This is a genomic window from Pseudomonas beijingensis (genome assembly GCF_030687295.1).
In the GTDB taxonomy this organism is placed as follows: domain Bacteria; phylum Pseudomonadota; class Gammaproteobacteria; order Pseudomonadales; family Pseudomonadaceae; genus Aquipseudomonas; species Aquipseudomonas beijingensis.
Genome location: NZ_CP117425.1, coordinates 5,582,185 through 5,599,560, shown reverse-complemented (window position 1 = coordinate 5,599,560; position 17,376 = coordinate 5,582,185). Strand labels below are relative to the sequence as shown.

Sequence of the window (17,376 nt, the reverse complement as noted above, 5' to 3'; positions counted from 1 at the left end):
TGTGCGACTGCGCCTGATCGCCGTCGGTTCTCGCATGCCCAAGTGGGTGGAAGAAGGCTGGCATGAATATGCCAAGCGTCTTCCGTCCGAGCTGGCCCTGGAACTGGTGGAAATTCCGCTCAACACCCGTGGCAAGAACGCCGACGTGGCGCGTTTCATCCGCCAGGAAGGCGAAGCCATGTTGGCCAAGGTCGGGCCGAACGAGCGCATCGTCACCCTCGAAGTCCACGGCAAGCCCTGGAGCACCGAGCAACTGGCGGTGGAGCTCGATCGCTGGCGGCTGGACGCGCGCACGGTCAACTTCATGGTCGGTGGCCCGGAAGGGCTGGCGCCGGAAGTCTGTGCCCGGGCCGATCAGCGCTGGTCGTTGTCGCCGTTGACGTTGCCGCACCCGCTGGTGCGGATCCTGATCGGCGAACAGTTGTATCGTGCCTGGACAGTCCTGTCCGGGCACCCTTACCACAAGTAATCCTGCCCCATGCCCCAGCCGATCCGTATCAAGGACCACGAAAAAGACGCCCGTCTGGTACGGGGCCGCGTCGTGTTCGGCGCTATTACGGTGGTGGTGCTGATCGGCGTGCTGATTGCGCGTTTGTATTTCCTCCAGGTGATCCAGTACGAGTACCACTCGACCCTATCGGAAAACAACCGGGTGCATGTGCAACCGATTCCGCCGACCCGCGGGCTGATCTTCGACCGCAATGGCGTGGTGGTGGCGGATAACCGGCCCAGCTTCAGCCTGAGCATGACCCGCGAGCGGTCCGGCGACTGGCAGCAGGTGCTCGACGTGATCGTCGAAGTGCTGCAACTGACGCCCGACGACCGGGCGATCTTCGAGAAGCGCATGCGCCAGGGGCGACGGCCGTTCGAGCCGGTGCCGATTTTGTTCGAGCTGACCGAAGAGCAGATCGCCCTGATCGCCGTGAACCAGTTCCGCCTGCCCGGCGTCGAGGTGGTGGCGCAGTTGGTGCGGCATTATCCCCAGGGGCCACACTTTGCCCACTCGGTCGGCTACATGGGACGGATCAACGAGAAAGAGCTCAAGACCCTCGATCCGGTCAATTACAGCGGCACCCACCATATCGGCAAGACCGGTATCGAGCGCTTCTACGAGCCCGAGCTGCATGGCCAGGTGGGTTACGAGGAAGTCGAGACCAACGCCCGCGGCCGCGTATTGCGGGTGCTCAAGCGCACCGATCCGATCCCTGGCAAGGACATCGTCCTGAGCCTGGACATCAAGCTGCAAGAGGCCGCCGAAGCAGCGCTGGGCGGGCGGCGTGGCGCGGTGGTGGCACTGGACCCGAACACCGGCGAGGTGCTGGCGATGGTCAGCCAGCCGAGTTTCGACCCGAACCTGTTCGTCACCGGCATCAGCTTCAAGGCCTACGCCGAGCTGCGCGATTCCATCGACCGACCGCTGTTCAACCGCGTGTTGCGCGGCCTCTATCCGCCGGGTTCGACCATCAAGCCGGCCGTGGCGATTGCCGGGCTGGATGCTGGCGTGGTCACCGCGTCGACCCGGGTCTACGACCCGGGTTATTACCAACTGCCGAACTACGACCACAAGTACCGCAACTGGAACCGCACCGGCGACGGTTATGTGGATCTGGAAACGGCGATCATGCGTTCCAACGACACCTACTTCTATGACCTGGCCCATAAGCTGGGGATCGATCGTCTGTCGTCCTACATGAACAAGTTTGGCCTTGGTCAGAAAGTTTCCCTGGACATGTTCGAAGAATCGCCCGGCCTGATGCCATCCCGTGAGTGGAAGCGGGCGACCCGGCGCCAGGCCTGGTTCCCCGGCGAAACCCTGATCCTGGGGATCGGCCAGGGCTACATGCAGGCAACGCCCTTGCAATTGGCCCAGGCCACGGCGCTGGTGGCGAGCAAGGGCAAGTGGTATCGCCCGCACCTGGCCAAGACCATCGAAGGCCAGAAGCCAGTGGACCCGGACCCGATGCCGGACATCATCCTGCGCAACCCGTCGGACTGGCAGAAGGTCAACATCGGCATGCAGCAGGTGATGCACGGCGCTCGCGGCACCGCCCGCAAGGCGGCCATCGGCGCGCAATACCGCATTGCCGGCAAGAGCGGTACGGCCCAGGTCGTCGCCATCAAGCAGGGCGAGAAGTACGACCGCACCAAGGTCCAGGAGCGCCACCGCGACCACGCCTTGTTCGTCGGCTTCGCGCCGGCCGACGACCCGAAGATCGTCGTGGCGGTGATGGTCGAGAACGGCGAGTCGGGGTCCGGCGTCGCCGCGCCGGTGGTGCGCCAGATCATGGACGCCTGGCTGCTGGATGAGCACGGCCAGCTCAAGCCCGAATACGCAAGCCCCATCACTGCGGAGGCTACGGCCCGTGAAGAATAATTTCGACCGGATCCTCTCCAGCGAAGACGTGATGCGCCGTCGCGCCACCTTGTTGCAGCGCATGCACATCGATGGCCCGTTGCTGATCCTGCTGCTGACCCTGGCCGCGGGCAGTCTGTTCGTGCTGTATTCGGCCAGCGGCAAGAGCTGGGACCTGCTGGCCAAGCAAGCCACCTCGTTCGGCATCGGCCTGGTGTCGATGATCGTCATCGCCCAGCTCGAACCGCGGTTCATGGCGCGCTGGGTGCCACTGGCCTATGTGGTAGGGGTCTGCTTGTTGGTGGTGGTGGACATCATGGGCCACAACGCCATGGGCGCCACCCGCTGGATCAACATCCCCGGGGTGATCCGCTTCCAGCCTTCGGAGTTCCTCAAGATCATCATGCCGGCGACCATCGCCTGGTACCTGGCCAAGCGCTCCTTGCCGCCGCAGCTCAAGCATGTGTGCATCAGCCTGTTGCTGATCGGCATCCCGTTCATCCTGATCGTCCGCCAGCCGGACCTCGGCACCTCGCTGCTGATCCTGGCCGGCGGCGCGTTCGTGCTGTTCATGGGGGGGCTGCGCTGGCGCTGGATCCTCAGCGTGATCGCCGCCGCCGTGCCGGTGTCGGTGGCCATGTGGTACTTCGTGATGCACGACTACCAGAAGCAGCGGGTGCTGACCTTCCTCGACCCGGAGAGCGATCCGCTGGGCACCGGCTGGAACATTATCCAGTCCAAGGCCGCCATCGGCTCCGGCGGCGTGTTCGGCAAGGGGTGGCTGATGGGCACCCAGTCGCACCTGGACTTTTTGCCGGAAAGCCACACCGACTTCATCATCGCCGTATTGGGCGAGGAGTTCGGCCTGGTAGGCATCTGCGTGCTGCTGCTGATCTATTTATTGCTGATCGGCCGGGGGCTGGTGATCACTGCCCAGGCCCAGACGCTGTTCGGCAAATTGCTCGCGGGCAGCCTGACCATGACGTTTTTTGTTTACGTTTTCGTCAACATCGGTATGGTCAGTGGCCTGTTGCCGGTCGTGGGGGTGCCGTTGCCTTTCATTAGCTACGGAGGAACTTCGCTGGTGACACTACTGTCAGCGTTTGGGGTTTTGATGTCGATTCATACGCATCGCAAGTGGATCGCGCAGGTTTGAATAAGGTGAAGAGTTCAATGCAAGCAATGCGTGGCTGGTCGACGCGATATGCGCCGTGGATCGGCCTGGTCGGCTTCCTCGGCAGTGCGTCGCAGGCCTGGGCCGGTGAATACGAAGGCTCGCCACAGGTGGCCGAATTCGTCGGTGAGATGACCCGCGACTACGGTTTTGCCGGTGAGCAACTGATGGGGGTGTTTCGCGAGGCCGAGCGCAAGCAGTCGATCCTCGATGCGATCTCCCGGCCTGCCGAGCGGGTCAAGCAGTGGAGCGAGTACCGGCCGATGTTCATCACCGAGGCGCGTATCGCCCGGGGCGTGGACTTCTGGCGCCAGCACGAGGCGGCACTGACCCGTGCCGAGCAGGAATACGGCGTGCCGGCCCAGTTCATTGTGTCGATCATTGGCGTCGAGACCTTCTTTGGCCGCAATACCGGGAATTTCCGGGTGATCGACGCACTGTCGACCTTGGGCTTCGATTACCCGCCGCGTGCCGAGTTCTTCCGCAAGGAGCTGCGCGAGTTTCTGCTGCTGGCCCGCGAAGAGCAGGTCGATCCGCTGACCCTCAAGGGTTCCTACGCCGGGGCCATGGGCCTGCCGCAATTCATGCCGAGCAGTTTTCGCGCCTATGCGGTGGACTTCGATGGTGATGGCCACATCAATATCTGGACCAACCCGACCGATGCCATCGGCAGTGTCGCCAGCTATTTCAAGCGTCACGGCTGGGAAACCGGCCAGCCGGTGGTCAGCCGTGCCGACGTGCGTGGCGAGCAAGTGGACGAGGGCCTGACCGAGGGCATCGAGCCGACGAAAACCGTCGGGGAGTTGCGGGCGTTGGGCTGGTCGAGTCATGATGCGCTGCGTGACGACATGCCGGTCACCGCGATGCGCCTGGAAGGCGAACAAGGCCCCGAATACTGGATGGGCCTGAAGAATTTCTACGCGATTACGCGTTATAACCGCAGCGTGATGTACGCCATGGCCGTATATCAACTGTCTGAAGAGCTGGTCAAAGCACGGGGCGTCAAATAATGCGGGCATTGCCTACCCATCTACCCCTGAAGGCTAAACCCCTCAAACTCGTGGCGTTGGCTGCGCTGTCGCTGCTGGTCGTCAGTTGTTCGACCAGCCGTGCGCCGGTCCAGAAAAACACCACCGCCGTGCGTGCGACGCCGGGCCTGGACATCAACCGGGCCCACAAGGACGGCGCGCCGTGGTGGGACGTGGATGTCTCGCGTATTCCCGACGCCACGCCGACCCTGCACACCGGCCCCTACAAGGCCAACCCGTACACGGTGCTGGGCAAGACCTATTTCCCGATGGCCGACTCCAAGCGCTACGTGGCCTCTGGCACGGCGTCCTGGTACGGCACCAAGTTCCATGGCCAGAACACCGCCAACGGCGAAGTGTATGACCTGTATGGCATGAGCGCGGCCCACAAGACCTTGCCGCTGCCCAGCTATGTGCGGGTGACCAACCTGGACAACAACAAGAGCGTGATCCTGCGGGTCAATGACCGTGGACCGTTCTATTCCGACCGCATCATCGACCTGTCGTATGCGGCGGCGAAAAAACTCGGTTACGCTGAAACGGGCACCGCCCGGGTCAAGGTCGAGGGCATCGACCCGCAGGAATGGTGGGCCCAACGTGGCCGTCCGGCGCCTTTGATGCTCAACGAGCCGAAAGTGGCGCAAAATGCCGCGCCCACCGTGACGGCGTCCACCGGCACGGTCGAGCAATGGACGCCACCGCCGCAGCAACACGCCGCGGCCGTGCTGCCGGTACAGATCGATGCAAAAAAAAACGCTTCTGCAACAGCGTCTGGCCAGTTTCTGCAAGTGGGCGCGTTCGCCAACCCGGACGCTGCCGAGCTGCTGAGGTCCAAACTCAGCTCGATGGTGAGCGCCCCGGTGTTCATCAGCTCGATCGTGCGCAACCAGCAGACACTGCATCGGGTGCGCCTGGGGCCGATCGGTTCTCCGGGTGAAGTCCAGCAGGTGCAGAACAGCGTGCGCCTGGCCAATCTCGGCTCGCCGAGCCTGGTCACCGCTGAGTGATTGAATGAGGCCCGCTTGCGGTTGGAGCGGGTCAGGTTGTTGGCTCCATGAATAATAAAAGCCCGGCAAGGGTGTGAGTGAGCAACTTAAATACGCGGCAGCTCGTTAGAAAGCTGCCTGTTTAGTTCTGCCTTCGGGCAGTCCCATTAGCGATTTCGAGAGACGGATGAACATCACCACCTTTGCCAAACGCCTTTGCCTGCTAGTCCCGCTGCTTCTCTCACCGGCCGCGTTCGCGGTCGAGATGATGCCGGCGCCCCCTCAATTGGCCGCCAAATCCTTTGTGCTCATGGATGCCAGCAGCGGCGAGGTGCTGGTAGAGAACAACGGTGACCAGCGCCTGCCACCGGCCAGCCTGACCAAGCTGATGACCGCCTACATCGCCACCCTGGAAATCCGTCGCGGCCAGATCGGTGAAAACGATCCGGTGACCGTCAGCGAAAACGCCTGGCGCACCGGCGGTTCGCGGATGTTCATCAAGGTCGGTTCGCAAGTGACCGTCAGCGACCTGCTGCACGGCATCATCATCCAGTCCGGTAACGACGCGAGCGTCGCCCTGGCCGAGCACATCGCCGGCAGCGAAGATGCGTTCGCCGACATGATGAACAAAACCGTGGCCGACCTGGGCATGACCAACAGCCACTTCATGAACCCCACCGGCCTGCCGAACCCTGAGCACTATTCGTCGGCTCACGACATGGCGATCCTGGCCCGGGCAATCATCCATGAAGACCCGGCGCACTACGCCATCTACTCCCAGAAGGAATTCTTCTGGAACGGCATCAAGCAGCCTAACCGCAACCTGCTGCTGTGGCGCGACAAGACTGTCGATGGCCTGAAGACCGGTCACACCGAAGAGGCTGGTTATTGCATGGTGTCTTCGGCGGTGCGTGATGGCATGCGCCTGATCGCCGTCGTCTTCGGCACCAACAGCGAAGTGGCCCGGGCCGCCGAGACCCAGAAGCTGTTGACCTACGGCTTCCGTTTCTTCGAAACCCAGACCTTCTACCAGAAGGGCACCGAATTGGCCCAGGCCCAGGTCTGGAAAGGCTCGACCAACCAGGTCAAGGCCGGCCTGGCCCAGGACCTGACCATGACCCTGCCCAAAGGCCAGCTCAAGAAGCTTGCTGCGAGCATGACCATGAACCCGCAACTGACCGCTCCCATCGCCAAGGGCGACGTGATCGGTAAAGTCGAAGTCAAACTGGACGACAAAGTGGTGCACAGCGCTGACCTGATCGCTCTGGACGCGGTCGAGGAAGGTGGTATCTTCCGCCGCATCTGGGATAGCATCCGTCTATTCTTCTACGGCTTGTTCAACTGATTGATGTGTTGACCTGCATGGCCTCGTTCCCATCCGGAGCGGGGCCATGTGCGTTACCACGGCTTACGAGGCCGTTACGCCATGACAGACGAAGTAAAGGCGCCAAAAATCGAATTTCCCTGCGCGGATTACCCCATCAAGGTAATCGGCGACACTGGCGTAGGTTTCAAGGACAAGATCATCGCGATCCTTGAAAAACATGCCACCGTTGACCACAAGACCCTGGCCGAGCGCCAGAGTACCAACGGCAAGTACACGACGATCCAGTTGCACATCATTGCCACCGGTCAGGAACAGCTCTACGACATCAACAGCGAGCTGCGAGCGACCGGTTTCGTGCACATGGTGTTGTGATGCCGGGCACGCTGGGCTTTCGCGAGCTGGGCACGATGGCTTACGAGCCGGTCTGGCATGCCATGCAACGCTTCACGAACGAACGCGGCACCACCGCCGACGATGAAGTCTGGCTGGTGGAACATCCGCCGGTGTTCACCCAGGGCCAGGCCGGCAAGGCCGAGCACCTGTTGCTGCCGGGGGATATCCCGGTGGTGAAGGTCGACCGGGGCGGGCAGGTGACCTACCATGGCCCTGGCCAACTGGTCGCCTATCTGTTGTTGGATGTGCGCAAGCTGGGGTTTGGCGTGCGCGAGCTGGTCACCCGCATGGAGACGTGCCTGATCGAGCTGCTGGCCAGCTACGGTGTGACGGCGGCGGCCAAGCCGGATGCGCCGGGTGTCTACGTCGATGGGGCGAAAATTGCCTCCCTGGGTTTGCGGATCCGCCACGGCTGTTCGTTTCATGGCCTGGCGTTGAACGTGGACATGGACCTGGCGCCATTCCGACGGATTAATCCCTGTGGCTACGCAGGACTGGCGATGACCCAGTTGAGCGAACACGCAGGATCGATTGAATTTGCCGAGGTAAGTGCCCGGCTGCGCGCGCAGCTCGTCAAACACCTCGACTATGCTGAGCAGACGACCCTCACGGGCGGAATCGACTGATATGACTACTGATGCAGTGCAAACCATGATCCCGACGCTGGACGTCACCGAGCGTCCGGCCCCGCGTGCCAAGGTAGAGGCCGGCGTCAAGCTGCGCGGCGCCGAGAAGGTTGCACGCATCCCGGTCAAGATCATCCCCACCACCGAGCTGCCGAAGAAACCCGACTGGATCCGCGTGCGCATCCCGGTTTCCCCGGAAGTCGATCGCATCAAGGCGCTGTTGCGCAAGCACAAGCTGCACAGCGTCTGCGAAGAGGCCTCCTGCCCGAACCTGGGCGAGTGCTTCTCCGGCGGCACCGCCACGTTCATGATCATGGGTGACATCTGCACCCGTCGCTGCCCGTTCTGTGACGTCGGCCACGGCCGTCCGAAGCCCTTGGACACCAACGAACCGGAAAGCCTGGCCATCGCCATTGCCGACCTGAAGCTCAAGTACGTAGTCATCACCTCGGTGGACCGCGACGACCTGCGTGACGGCGGTGCCCAGCACTTTGCCGACTGCATCCGCGAGATCCGCAAGCTGTCGCCGAACGTACAGTTGGAAACCCTGGTGCCCGATTACCGTGGCCGCATGGACATCGCCCTGGAAATCACCGCCGCCGAGCCGCCGGATGTGTTCAACCACAACCTGGAAACCGTGCCGCGCCTGTACAAGGCCGCGCGCCCGGGGTCGGATTACCAGTGGTCGTTGACCTTGCTGCAGCGCTTCAAGCAGATGATGCCGCACATTCCGACCAAGTCTGGCTTGATGCTGGGCCTGGGTGAGACTGATGAGGAAGTTATCGAGGTGATGAAGCGGATGCGTGAGCATGACATCGATATGCTGACCTTGGGGCAGTACTTGCAGCCTTCGCGTAGTCACCTGCCGGTGCAGCGTTTTGTGCATCCGGATACCTTTGCCTGGTTTGCTGAGGAAGGGTACAAGATGGGGTTCAAGAACGTGGCTTCGGGGCCGTTGGTGCGGTCTTCGTATCATGCGGATGAGCAGGCTAAGTTGGTCAAGGCTGAGTTGCTCGGGTCCTGATTTTTTAGCGTTTGTTTTTGGGGTGGTGTGTATATCCGTTTCTTCGGTAACGGCTACTGATGGTTCCGCTCTTACAGCGGGTCACTTTTGAGAAGCCCGGAAGCCGGCCCAGTCAAAAGTAACCAAAACGCTTCTGCCCCACCACTCGGTGCCTCGCCTAGGCTCGGCATGCCTGAACGAAGGCATTGCTCCGTGGGCCGCCGCGAAGGGCCATCCATGGCCCAGCGCGGCTAACCCGGCATCCATGCCGGGTTGCCCACTGCGCAATACCTTCGTTCAGCCATCGTGGTTAATGGGGCGCCCGAGATCAACGTCCACCGCGAGGCGGCCTGATAGCCGACCTGGTTCTTGGTGGGACCGCATTTCTCCTGTGGGAGCGGGCTTGCTCGCGAAGGCGGTGGGTCAGTCTGCAGTGATGTTGGATGTGTCGACCTCATCGCGAGCAAGCTCGCTCCCACAGGTTTTTGTATTGTGTGCAAAGGTTGTGGGCACCCGCACACCCCCTGTGGGAGCGGGCTTGCTCGCGAAGGCGGTGGGTCAGTCTGCAGTGATGTTGGATGTGTCGACCTCATCGCGAGCAAGCTCGCTCCCACAGGTTTTTGTATTGTGTGCAAAGGTTGTGGGCACCCGCACACCCCCTGTGGGAGCGAGCTTGCTCGCGATGGCGATAGTGCAGCCGCATAAGTGCTGAACATGCCCCGCTCTTGCTTTGCTTTGCTTGCTTTGGATCTTGATCTTGATCTGGACGCCCCGTTAAACCACGCTGGCCGAACGCAGGCATTGCGCAGTGGGCATCCCGGCATGGATGCCGGGATAGCCGCGCTGGGCCATGGATGGCCCTTCGCGGCGGCCCACGGAGCAATGCCTGCGTTCGGGCATGCCGAGCCTAAGCGAGGCACCGAGTGGTGGGGCAAAGCGTTTTTGGTTACTTTTGGCGCTCTTCCAAAAGTGACCCGCTGTAAGAGCGGAACCCTAAGTGGCCGTTACACAAAAAACGGATATACACACGATCAAAAAGCCGGGAACCCCATGGCCCACACCTTAACCCCCCATCACCCCGTCCCAGCACTCCCTCAAGAAGGCATGATCGGAGTGATCGCCCCCGCCGGCCCCGCCCCCCTGGACACGGAAAAAGCCATCCAATGGATGCACGCAAGGGGCCATGAGCTGCGAATATTCCCCGGCGTCTACGAAAAGGACAACTACCTGGCCGGCAGCGACGAAATACGCCTCAACGACCTCCACGCCGCCTTCGCCGACCCAGAAATCAAAGCCATCATCTGCCTACGCGGCGGCTACGGCACACCAAGGCTCCTCGATCGCATCGACTTCGACCTCCTACGCCGCAACCCCAAACCATTCGTAGGCTACAGCGACATCACCGCCCTGCACCTGGCCATCAGCCGCTACGCAGGCTTCGTGACCTTCCACGGGCCGCTGCTCAACGCCGATCTGCTGGGCGACAAGGAACCCCCAACCGTCACCTCGTTTTTTAGCCTGCTGCGTGGGCAGCTGAAAGCCGGCAGCGCGCTGAACCACCCCGCCGCCTACCCATTGACCACCGTCGAGCCAGGCATCGCCCACGGACGTCTGCTGGGCGGCAACCTGTCGATGATTGCCGCGACCATGGGCACGCCTTATCAGATCGACGCTGAAGGGGTGATCCTGTTCATCGAAGACGTCAACGAGCCGCTGTATCGCATCGACCGACTGCTGACTCAGCTTCGGTTGGCCGGCACGTTGCACAAGTTGCGTGGCGTGTTGGTGGGGGATGTAGCGGGAGTTGATGTCGAGGCGTTGAACCGCTTGCTCAAGCAGACCTTCGAACCGTTGCGTATTCCGGTGGTGTCCGGCTGGCGCAGTGGGCATTGCGATCCGAACCTGACCTTACCCATGGGGGCGTTGGTGACGCTGGATGCGGGGGAGAAGCGGTTGGTGTTGGAGCAGGATGTGGTGGTCAGTCGCTAGTCATGTAGCGCCTGCGAATCAGTCATCGCGAGCAAGCTCGCTCCCACAGGTTGACCGAGAACCCCTGTGGGAGCGAGCTTGCTCGCGATATCGCGGTAGCCGCCATACGGCAATTCAGCGGCTACGCAACGCCTCCAGCAACTGATGCGTCGGATACCCGTCCGCCGGCCAGCCGAACGATTGCTGGGCGCCGCGGATGGCCTTGCGGGTGTTGGCGCCGATGATGCCGTCGGGGTTGCCCGCGTCGTAGTTATGCTTGCCCAGCAGGGTTTGCAGTTCGATGCGTTCGCTACGGCTCAGGGGCAGGTCTTCCTTGGGCCATTGGCCGTAGACCAGCCCGCCATCGGTAAAGCGCTTTGACAAAAGCCCGACCGCCAAGGCATAGGACGACGAGTTGTTGTACTTGAGGATCGCGCGGAAGTTATCAAAGATCAGGAACGCCGGGCCGCGATGGCCGGCCGGCAAGAGCAGGGACGCCGAGAGCTGCTTGTCCTCGGGGGCGATTGGCAAGCCGCCATATTCCGCGACGCCTAGCCGCATCCATTCAGAGACGGGCTTGCGGATAGTGCCATCGGCCAGCGTGTAGTCGAAGCCCTCGTTGAGCGAGACCTCGACCCCCCACGGCTGGCCACGTTGCCAGCCGGAGCTTTGCAGGTAATGCGCGGTCGAGGCCAGGGCATCGGTGGAGCTGCCCCAGATGTCGCGGCGGCCGTCGCCGTCGAAATCCACCGCATGGGTGTTGTAGGTGGTGGGGATGAACTGGGTCTGGCCCATGGCGCCGGCCCAGGAGCCGAGCATTTTTTCCGGCGTGATATCGCCTTGTTGCAGGATCTGCAGCGCGGCGATCAATTGCGCATGAGCAAAGCCCGGGCGCCGACCTTCGTAGGCCAGGGTCGCCAGGGAGTTGATCACCGACTTGCTGCCCTGGAACTGACCGAAGTTGCTCTCCATGCCCCACACCGCCACTAGCGCTTCGCGATCGACGCCATAACGCTGCTCGATGTTTTGCAGAACCTGGGCGTTCTGCTGGATCAGGCTCTTGCCCTTGTTGACCCGCAGTGGCGACAGCGCGCCATCGAGGTATTCCCACACGGGGCGGGTGAATTCCGGCTGGCTGCGGTCGGCCTTGATCACGCTCATGTCCGGGCTGACACCGATAAACGCACGGTCGAACAAATCGGCGCGGATCCCGGCGGCCAGGGCCTCCTTGCGAAACCCGGCCTGCCATTGCGCGAAGGTCTGGGTGGGCGCAATGAACAGGTCGTCACCGGTGGGCACCACAGGCGGCACGATGGCCGGAGCGGTCACGGTGGGAACAGTCTGGAGCGGTTGGGCGTCGGCGGCGGTAGGTTTTTCGGCGCAGGCGACAAGCAGGACAACGCTTGCGGCAACAATCATTTGGCGCAGTGGCCAACGATGGGAAAGACAGAAGGGCATGCACGGGTCCAGAAATACAATTCAGGTGCTGACCTTAACATGCGAAAGGGGCGTAGGGCTTGTCCGAGTGTTTCAAGCGGCCAGAAAGCAAGAAGCCTCCCAGTTGTCAGACTGGAAGGCTTCGCGGCGGTAGCTGCCCTTGCCCTTGGTGGGTCGTTCCTGGCGGCTGCGGAACAGGGGTTGGGCGACGATGGACTTGGCCTTGTTCGGGCCATGCTTGGATGGCTTTTTGCTCATGATGGGATCTCTCGTAGGGTGGTTTTTGCGGGGCAAATCATGGGACAGAGTTGGGGGGTTGTCCAGTCCCTGCATTGCGTAGGAAATGTCATTCAGACGAACACACGACTTGTGGTGCCGATAGGTGGGAGCAAAGCTTGCTCGCGATACAGACACCTCGGTTTCAGAGACACCGCGCTGCTTTCATCGCGGGCAAGCCTTGCTCCCACAGAGATGTCTTCGCCGCAGAACAGCCTTCAGTGCGTGCTTATTCGGCAGGTAACGCCAACCGCTGCCCAGCCATCAACAGCGACAACCGACTGAGGCTCATCCACGGCGAGCCGGCGGCCTGGCCCTTGATCTGCGCATCGATGCGCTGGGCCTCGAGCAGCAGTTGCGCCCAGCGTGGTGCGGAGTAGCGTTGCAGGGCCTTGCTCATCAGCGGTTTGCGCTTGTCCCAGACGGGCGGGCGGGCCTGGCTGAAGGCTTTGTCCAGCGGTACGCCCTGGCTGTATTGCAGGGACAGGTTGGCCAGCAGGCGCAATTCCCGGGCCAGGGGCCCAGAGGATCACTGGCGGCTCGACCCCTTCGCCTCGCAGGCCTTCGAGCATGCGCAAGGCATGGGCGGCTTCACCGTTGAGGATCGCATCGGTCAGCCCGAAGACATCGAAGCGCGCACTGTCGGCCACGGCGGCCTGCACCGTTTCCACGGTGATCTGCCCGCCCTCGGCCATCAACTTGAGCTTTTCGATTTCCTGGGCGGCGGCCAACAGGTTGCCTTCGACCCGGGCGGCAATCAGCTCCACCGCGTCCTGGCTGGCCGAGAGGCCAGCCTGGGACAGGCGTTGGCGGATCCAGCTGGGCAACTGGCTGACATCCACCGGCCAGATCTGCACGAACTGGGTCTGCGGGCCTTCGACCAAGGCCTTGCCCCATTTGGTCTTCTGCGCGCTGCCGTCGAGTTTCGGCAAGCTGATGAGCAGCACCGTGTCCTCGGCCGGGCGTGAGCAATACTCGATCAGCGCGGCGGCGCCCTTGTCCCCGGGCTTGCCAGACGGCAAACGCAGTTCCAGCAGGCGTTTTTCAGCGAACAACGACATGCTCGCCCCGGCCTGCAGCAGCGTGCCCCAGTCGAAACTGGCGTCGGCGGCGAAGACCTGGCGTTCGTCGAAGCCTTGCTGGCGAGCGGCGGCGCGGATGGCGTCGGCGGCTTCCTGGCACAGCAGCGGGTCATCGCCACTGATGATGTAGACCGGCGCGAGGGCGCCTTGCAGGTGTTTGCCGAGTTGAGCGGGAGCGAGCTTCATAAGAGAAAGCGAGCGGGGCGCCGGAGTGCCCCGCAAGGCTTATTCAGCCGGGATCTGCATTGGCGACTGTTGCGGGGTTTCCGCCTCAGCCTTGCGTGCTGCTTCCAGCGCTTCGGCTTCGGCCTTGGCCTTGGCGTCGGCGGTCTGTTGCAGCTGCTCCAGTTGGGCCGGGCTCAGCTGTTGCAGGCGCAGCATCATGCGCTGTACGAGTTCACGACGCATTTCGCCGCGCACTTCGATGGACTCCTGGTCGGAGCCGGTGATGTTGTTGCCATCGTGCAGGTAGACCTTCTGCACCTGCAGTTTGTCGTCCAACAGCATCAGGTCGTTCTGGCCGCGGATCTCATAGCTCAGCACGTTGTTCAGTTCGTACTCGGCCGAACGGCCGGCACCGGCATAGCTCAGGCTGCGCTGGCTTTGTTGTTCTCTGGCCAGCACCAGCTTGTACGGCGCACCGCTGTAGATCTTGACACCACTGTTCTCCAGGGTCTCGCGCAGCATCTTGACGGTGTCGCCATAGGCGTCCCGTGCGCTGAGGTCCAGTTCCTTGATCGCCAGCTCGGTGGTGCCGGTGCCGCGCAGTTGGAAGCCGCAGGCGCTCAACAGGACCGCCAGGCCCACTACCAGCAGATTACGTTTGATCATCTTGTTGCTCCCCTTGAACCCTATGGGGGTCGACCATGCGACCCCGCAGGTTGTATTCGGCGCCAGGCTTGAGCCAGGCGCCCGATCCAATTAGCTTGCGACGATGTTGACCAGCTTGCCGGGCACGACGATCACTTTGCGGATCGTCAGGCCATCGACAAAGCGCAGCACGTTTTCATTGGCCCGCGCGGCGGCTTCGACTTCTTCACGCGTGGCGGCGGCTGGCATCTCGATCTGGCCGCGCAGCTTGCCGTTGACCTGGATGACCAGGGTCAGGCTGTCCTGCACCAGAGCTGCTTCGTCCACCACCGGCCAGCGTGCGTCAATCACTGGATCGGTGTGACCCAGTTGATTCCACAGCTCGTGGCTGATGTGCGGGGTGATCGGCGCCAGCAGCAGCGTCACGGCCTCCAGGCCTTCGTGAATCAGTGCGCGATCCTGCTCGGTGCCTTGCGCGGCTTTTTCCAGCACGTTCATCAGCGTCATCACCTGGGCGATGGCAGTGTTGAATTTGTGGTTCTGGCCGACGTCATGGCTGGCCTGCTTGATGGCCAGGTGGATCGAGCGACGAACGGCTTTCTGCTCGTCATTCAGGCCAGCAACGTCCAGTTTGCCCGGCAGGCCCTGGCTGACGTGGGATTGGGCCAGGCGCCAGACGCGCTTGAGGAAGCGGTGCGAGCCTTCGACACCCGAGTCGGACCATTCCGCGCTCATGTCAGGCGGCGAGGCGAACATCATGAACAGACGGCAGGTGTCCGCACCGAACTGGTCGATCATCGATTGTGGGTCGACGCCGTTGTTCTTCGACTTGGCCATTTTCTCGGTGCCGCCGATTTCCACCGGCAGGCCGTCGGCGATCAGCTTGGCGCTGATGACCTTGGCCTTGCTGTCGCGTTCGAGTTCAACGTCGCTCGGGTTGAACCAGGTGTAGGCACCGTTGGCTTCGCGACGATAGTAAGTCTCGGCGATCACCATGCCTTGGGTCAGCAGGTTCTTGAACGGCTCGTTGGAGCTCACCAGGCCTTCGTCACGCATCAGCTTGTGGAAGAAGCGTGCGTAGAGCAGGTGGAGAATCGCGTGTTCGATGCCGCCGATGTACTGGTCCACCGGCAACCAGTGGTCGGCCGCGGATTTTTCCACCAGGCCGCCTTCATAGTGCGGCGAGGCGTAGCGGGCGTAGTACCAGGAGGACTCGACGAAGGTGTCCATGGTGTCGGTTTCACGCTTGGCCGGTGCGCCGCATTTCGGGCAGTTGCACTCGTAGAACTCGGGCATGCGTGCCAGGGGCGAACCAGCGCCGTCCGGTACGACGTCTTCCGGCAGGACCACCGGCAGTTGATCTTCCGGCACCGGTACGTCACCGCAGGTGTCGCAATGCACGATCGGGATCGGGCAGCCCCAGTAGCGCTGGCGGCTGATGCCCCAGTCCCGCAGGCGGAACTGGGTGCGCGAGGCACCGAGGTTCTTCTTGATCAGGGCGACTTCGATGGCATCGAAGGCACCGACGAAATCCAGGCCGTTGAACGCGCCGGAGTTGATCAGTTCGCCGTGTTCGCCATAGGCGTCCTGCCAAGGTGCCGGTGTCTGGTCGCCGGCGCTGGTGCGCACGACCGGTTTGACCGGCAGGTTGTACTTGTGAGCGAATTCGAAATCACGTTCGTCGTGGGCCGGCACGGCCATGACCGCGCCGTCGCCGTAGTGCATCAGCACGTAGTTGGCGACCCACACCGGCAGCTTCTCGCCGGTGAGTGGGTGCTCGACGAACAACGACGTCGGCAGGCCTTTCTTCTCTTGAGTGGCGACGTCGGCTTCGGCGACGCTGCCGCCCTTGCATTCGGCGATGAACGCCTGCAGCTCAGGGTTGTTGCGGGCGGCCAGGGTCGCCAGCGGATGTTCTGCGGCCACCGCCACATAGGTGGCGCCCATCAGCGTGTCCGGGCGGGTGGTGAAGACTTTCAGAGTGCCGGCTTCGCCAATGGAGGCGACGTCGTAGGGGAATTGCACTTCCATGCCCCGGGACTTGCCGATCCAGTTGCGCTGCATGGTCTTGACCTGCTCGGGCCAGCCGGTCAGCTCGTCGAGACTCTCCAGGAGTTCATCCGCGTAGGCGGTGATCTTGAAGTAGTACATCGGGATCTCGCGCTTTTCGATCAGCGCGCCGGAGCGCCAGCCGCGACCGTCGATCACTTGCTCGTTGGCCAGTACGGTCTGGTCCACCGGGTCCCAGTTCACGGTGCCGTTCTTGCGGTAGATCACGCCTTTTTCGAACAGGCGGGTGAACAGCCATTGTTCCCAGCGGTAGTAGTCGGGCTTGCAGGTGGTCACTTCGCGGGACCAGTCCACCGCCAGGCCCAGGCTGCGCAGTTGGGTCTTCATGTAGGCGATGTTTTCGTAGGTCCACTTGGCGGGGGCCACGTTGTTCTTCATCGCGGCGTTTTCCGCTGGCATGCCGAAGGCGTCCCAACCCATGGGTTGCAGGACGTTCTTGCCTTGCATGCGCTGGTAGCGGGAGATCACGTCGCCGATCGTATAGTTGCGCACGTGCCCCATGTGTAGCTTGCCGCTGGGGTAAGGGAACATCGACAGGCAGTAGTAAGTCTCCTTGCCTGGCTGTTCACTGACTTCAAAGGACTTTTGCTCGTCCCAGAACGACTGGGCGGCGGCTTCGATTTCACGGGGCTGGTAGTGTTCGTGCATGGCTACTTTTGTACTGAATGGGGTGGCCCAATCCTCTTCGTGGCCATGCTGGACGCAGACGACGCCGAATGCGGCGTTTTCGATGCCCAGGCAAGCTGGAAGTGGAGTTACAGGAAGCGCCGTAGCATACATGACCGCGCTCTACCGAGGGAAACCCTGATTGCGTGCTGGCCATCGACAGCGGCTGGCGAGGAC

The 17,376-nt window shown here is 62.3% G+C and carries 15 protein-coding genes and 1 pseudogene; 10 read left to right on the top strand and 6 right to left on the bottom strand.

What is annotated here, in order from left to right; genetic code table 11:
* Nucleotide 1: 1 nt before the first annotated feature.
* The 9 genes from rlmH (at nt 2) to lipA (ending at nt 8,911) form a co-directional block, all read left to right on the top strand.
* A complete protein-coding gene (rlmH, locus tag PSH84_RS24880) occupies nt 2-469 on the top strand; it encodes a 23S rRNA (pseudouridine(1915)-N(3))-methyltransferase RlmH (protein WP_047229490.1) in 468 nt (155 codons plus the stop codon).
* Nucleotides 470-478: 9 nt separating this feature from the next.
* On the top strand, nt 479-2,374 hold the full coding sequence (mrdA, locus tag PSH84_RS24875) for a penicillin-binding protein 2 (RefSeq protein WP_122565043.1): 1,896 nt from the start codon (nt 479-481) through the stop codon (nt 2,372-2,374).
* Between the two features lie 31 nt (nt 2,375-2,405).
* Nucleotides 2,406-3,509 carry a rod shape-determining protein RodA gene (gene rodA, locus PSH84_RS24870; protein ID WP_163006686.1) on the top strand — a complete coding sequence of 368 codons (1,104 nt, stop codon included), beginning with the start codon at nt 2,406-2,408 and terminating at the stop codon, nt 3,507-3,509.
* Nucleotides 3,510-3,526: 17 nt separating this feature from the next.
* The gene (mltB, locus tag PSH84_RS24865) at nt 3,527-4,537 is read left to right on the top strand and encodes a lytic murein transglycosylase B (protein ID WP_122565044.1); all 1,011 of its coding nucleotides are present in this window, start codon (nt 3,527-3,529) and stop codon (nt 4,535-4,537) included.
* Complete coding sequence (locus PSH84_RS24860) at nt 4,537-5,562, top strand: septal ring lytic transglycosylase RlpA family protein (RefSeq protein WP_122565045.1); 1,026 nt, start codon at nt 4,537-4,539, stop codon at nt 5,560-5,562. The genes mltB and PSH84_RS24860 overlap by 1 nt, the downstream gene beginning before the upstream one ends.
* Before the next feature lie 166 nt (nt 5,563-5,728).
* Complete coding sequence (locus PSH84_RS24855; RefSeq protein WP_122565046.1) at nt 5,729-6,886, top strand: D-alanyl-D-alanine carboxypeptidase family protein; 1,158 nt, start codon at nt 5,729-5,731, stop codon at nt 6,884-6,886.
* An 81-nt stretch (nt 6,887-6,967) separates the two neighbouring features.
* Nucleotides 6,968-7,240, top strand: a complete 273-nt coding sequence (locus PSH84_RS24850) for a DUF493 domain-containing protein (RefSeq protein WP_122565047.1) — start codon at nt 6,968-6,970, stop codon at nt 7,238-7,240.
* Complete coding sequence (lipB, locus tag PSH84_RS24845) at nt 7,240-7,887, top strand: lipoyl(octanoyl) transferase LipB (protein ID WP_003205887.1); 648 nt, start codon at nt 7,240-7,242, stop codon at nt 7,885-7,887. Before PSH84_RS24850 ends, lipB begins: the two co-directional genes overlap by 1 nt.
* A 1-nt stretch (nt 7,888) precedes the next feature.
* The gene (gene lipA / locus PSH84_RS24840) at nt 7,889-8,911 is read left to right on the top strand and encodes a lipoyl synthase (protein WP_014340371.1); all 1,023 of its coding nucleotides are present in this window, start codon (nt 7,889-7,891) and stop codon (nt 8,909-8,911) included.
* 753 nt (nt 8,912-9,664) lie between these two features.
* Here lipA and PSH84_RS24835 read toward each other — a convergent pair.
* A complete protein-coding gene (locus PSH84_RS24835) occupies nt 9,665-9,790 on the bottom strand; it encodes a hypothetical protein (RefSeq protein WP_256572709.1) in 126 nt (41 codons plus the stop codon).
* Nucleotides 9,791-9,940: 150 nt separating this feature from the next.
* Here PSH84_RS24835 and PSH84_RS24830 point away from each other — a divergent pair, with 150 nt between their 5' ends.
* Complete coding sequence (locus PSH84_RS24830; protein ID WP_305468612.1) at nt 9,941-10,879, top strand: S66 peptidase family protein; 939 nt, start codon at nt 9,941-9,943, stop codon at nt 10,877-10,879.
* A gap of 114 nt (nt 10,880-10,993) precedes the next feature.
* Here PSH84_RS24830 and PSH84_RS24825 read toward each other — a convergent pair whose 3' ends face one another.
* The 5 genes and pseudogenes from PSH84_RS24825 to leuS form a co-directional block, all read right to left on the bottom strand.
* The gene (locus PSH84_RS24825; protein WP_305468611.1) at nt 10,994-12,316 is read right to left on the bottom strand and encodes a lytic murein transglycosylase; all 1,323 of its coding nucleotides are present in this window, start codon (nt 12,314-12,316) and stop codon (nt 10,994-10,996) included.
* A 72-nt stretch (nt 12,317-12,388) separates the two neighbouring features.
* Nucleotides 12,389-12,553 carry an alternative ribosome rescue factor ArfA gene (gene arfA, locus PSH84_RS24820; protein ID WP_122565051.1) on the bottom strand — a complete coding sequence of 55 codons (165 nt, stop codon included), beginning with the start codon at nt 12,551-12,553 and terminating at the stop codon, nt 12,389-12,391.
* A gap of 247 nt (nt 12,554-12,800) precedes the next feature.
* Nucleotides 12,801-13,839 (bottom strand): annotated as a pseudogene (holA, locus tag PSH84_RS24815) (DNA polymerase III subunit delta).
* Nucleotides 13,840-13,878: 39 nt separating this feature from the next.
* Entirely contained in the window at nt 13,879-14,484 is a 606-nt protein-coding gene (locus PSH84_RS24810; RefSeq protein ID WP_305468610.1) for an LPS-assembly lipoprotein LptE, read from the bottom strand.
* A 90-nt stretch (nt 14,485-14,574) separates the two neighbouring features.
* Nucleotides 14,575-17,181, bottom strand: a complete 2,607-nt coding sequence (leuS, locus tag PSH84_RS24805) for a leucine--tRNA ligase (protein ID WP_305468609.1) — start codon at nt 17,179-17,181, stop codon at nt 14,575-14,577.
* Nucleotides 17,182-17,376 lie beyond the last annotated feature (195 nt).

Excerpts from the sequence above, each read along its gene's own strand:
- PSH84_RS24835 (WP_256572709.1), bottom strand. The coding sequence starts at position 9,790 with ATGCCCGAACGCAGGCATTGCTCCGTGGGCCGCCGCGAAGGGCCATCC.
- PSH84_RS24855 (WP_122565046.1), top strand. The coding sequence starts at position 5,729 with ATGAACATCACCACCTTTGCCAAACGCCTTTGCCTGCTAGTCCCGCTG.
- PSH84_RS24825 (WP_305468611.1), bottom strand. The coding sequence starts at position 12,316 with ATGCCCTTCTGTCTTTCCCATCGTTGGCCACTGCGCCAAATGATTGTT.
- PSH84_RS24860 (WP_122565045.1), top strand. The coding sequence starts at position 4,537 with ATGCGGGCATTGCCTACCCATCTACCCCTGAAGGCTAAACCCCTCAAA.
- mrdA (WP_122565043.1), top strand. The coding sequence starts at position 479 with ATGCCCCAGCCGATCCGTATCAAGGACCACGAAAAAGACGCCCGTCTG.
- lipA (WP_014340371.1), top strand. The coding sequence starts at position 7,889 with ATGACTACTGATGCAGTGCAAACCATGATCCCGACGCTGGACGTCACC.
- mltB (WP_122565044.1), top strand. The coding sequence starts at position 3,527 with ATGCAAGCAATGCGTGGCTGGTCGACGCGATATGCGCCGTGGATCGGC.
- lipB (WP_003205887.1), top strand. The coding sequence starts at position 7,240 with ATGCCGGGCACGCTGGGCTTTCGCGAGCTGGGCACGATGGCTTACGAG.
- PSH84_RS24850 (WP_122565047.1), top strand. The coding sequence starts at position 6,968 with ATGACAGACGAAGTAAAGGCGCCAAAAATCGAATTTCCCTGCGCGGAT.
- rodA (WP_163006686.1), top strand. The coding sequence starts at position 2,406 with ATGCGCCGTCGCGCCACCTTGTTGCAGCGCATGCACATCGATGGCCCG.
- leuS (WP_305468609.1), bottom strand. The coding sequence starts at position 17,181 with ATGCACGAACACTACCAGCCCCGTGAAATCGAAGCCGCCGCCCAGTCG.
- PSH84_RS24810 (WP_305468610.1), bottom strand. The coding sequence starts at position 14,484 with ATGATCAAACGTAATCTGCTGGTAGTGGGCCTGGCGGTCCTGTTGAGC.
- arfA (WP_122565051.1), bottom strand. The coding sequence starts at position 12,553 with ATGAGCAAAAAGCCATCCAAGCATGGCCCGAACAAGGCCAAGTCCATC.
- PSH84_RS24830 (WP_305468612.1), top strand. The coding sequence starts at position 9,941 with ATGGCCCACACCTTAACCCCCCATCACCCCGTCCCAGCACTCCCTCAA.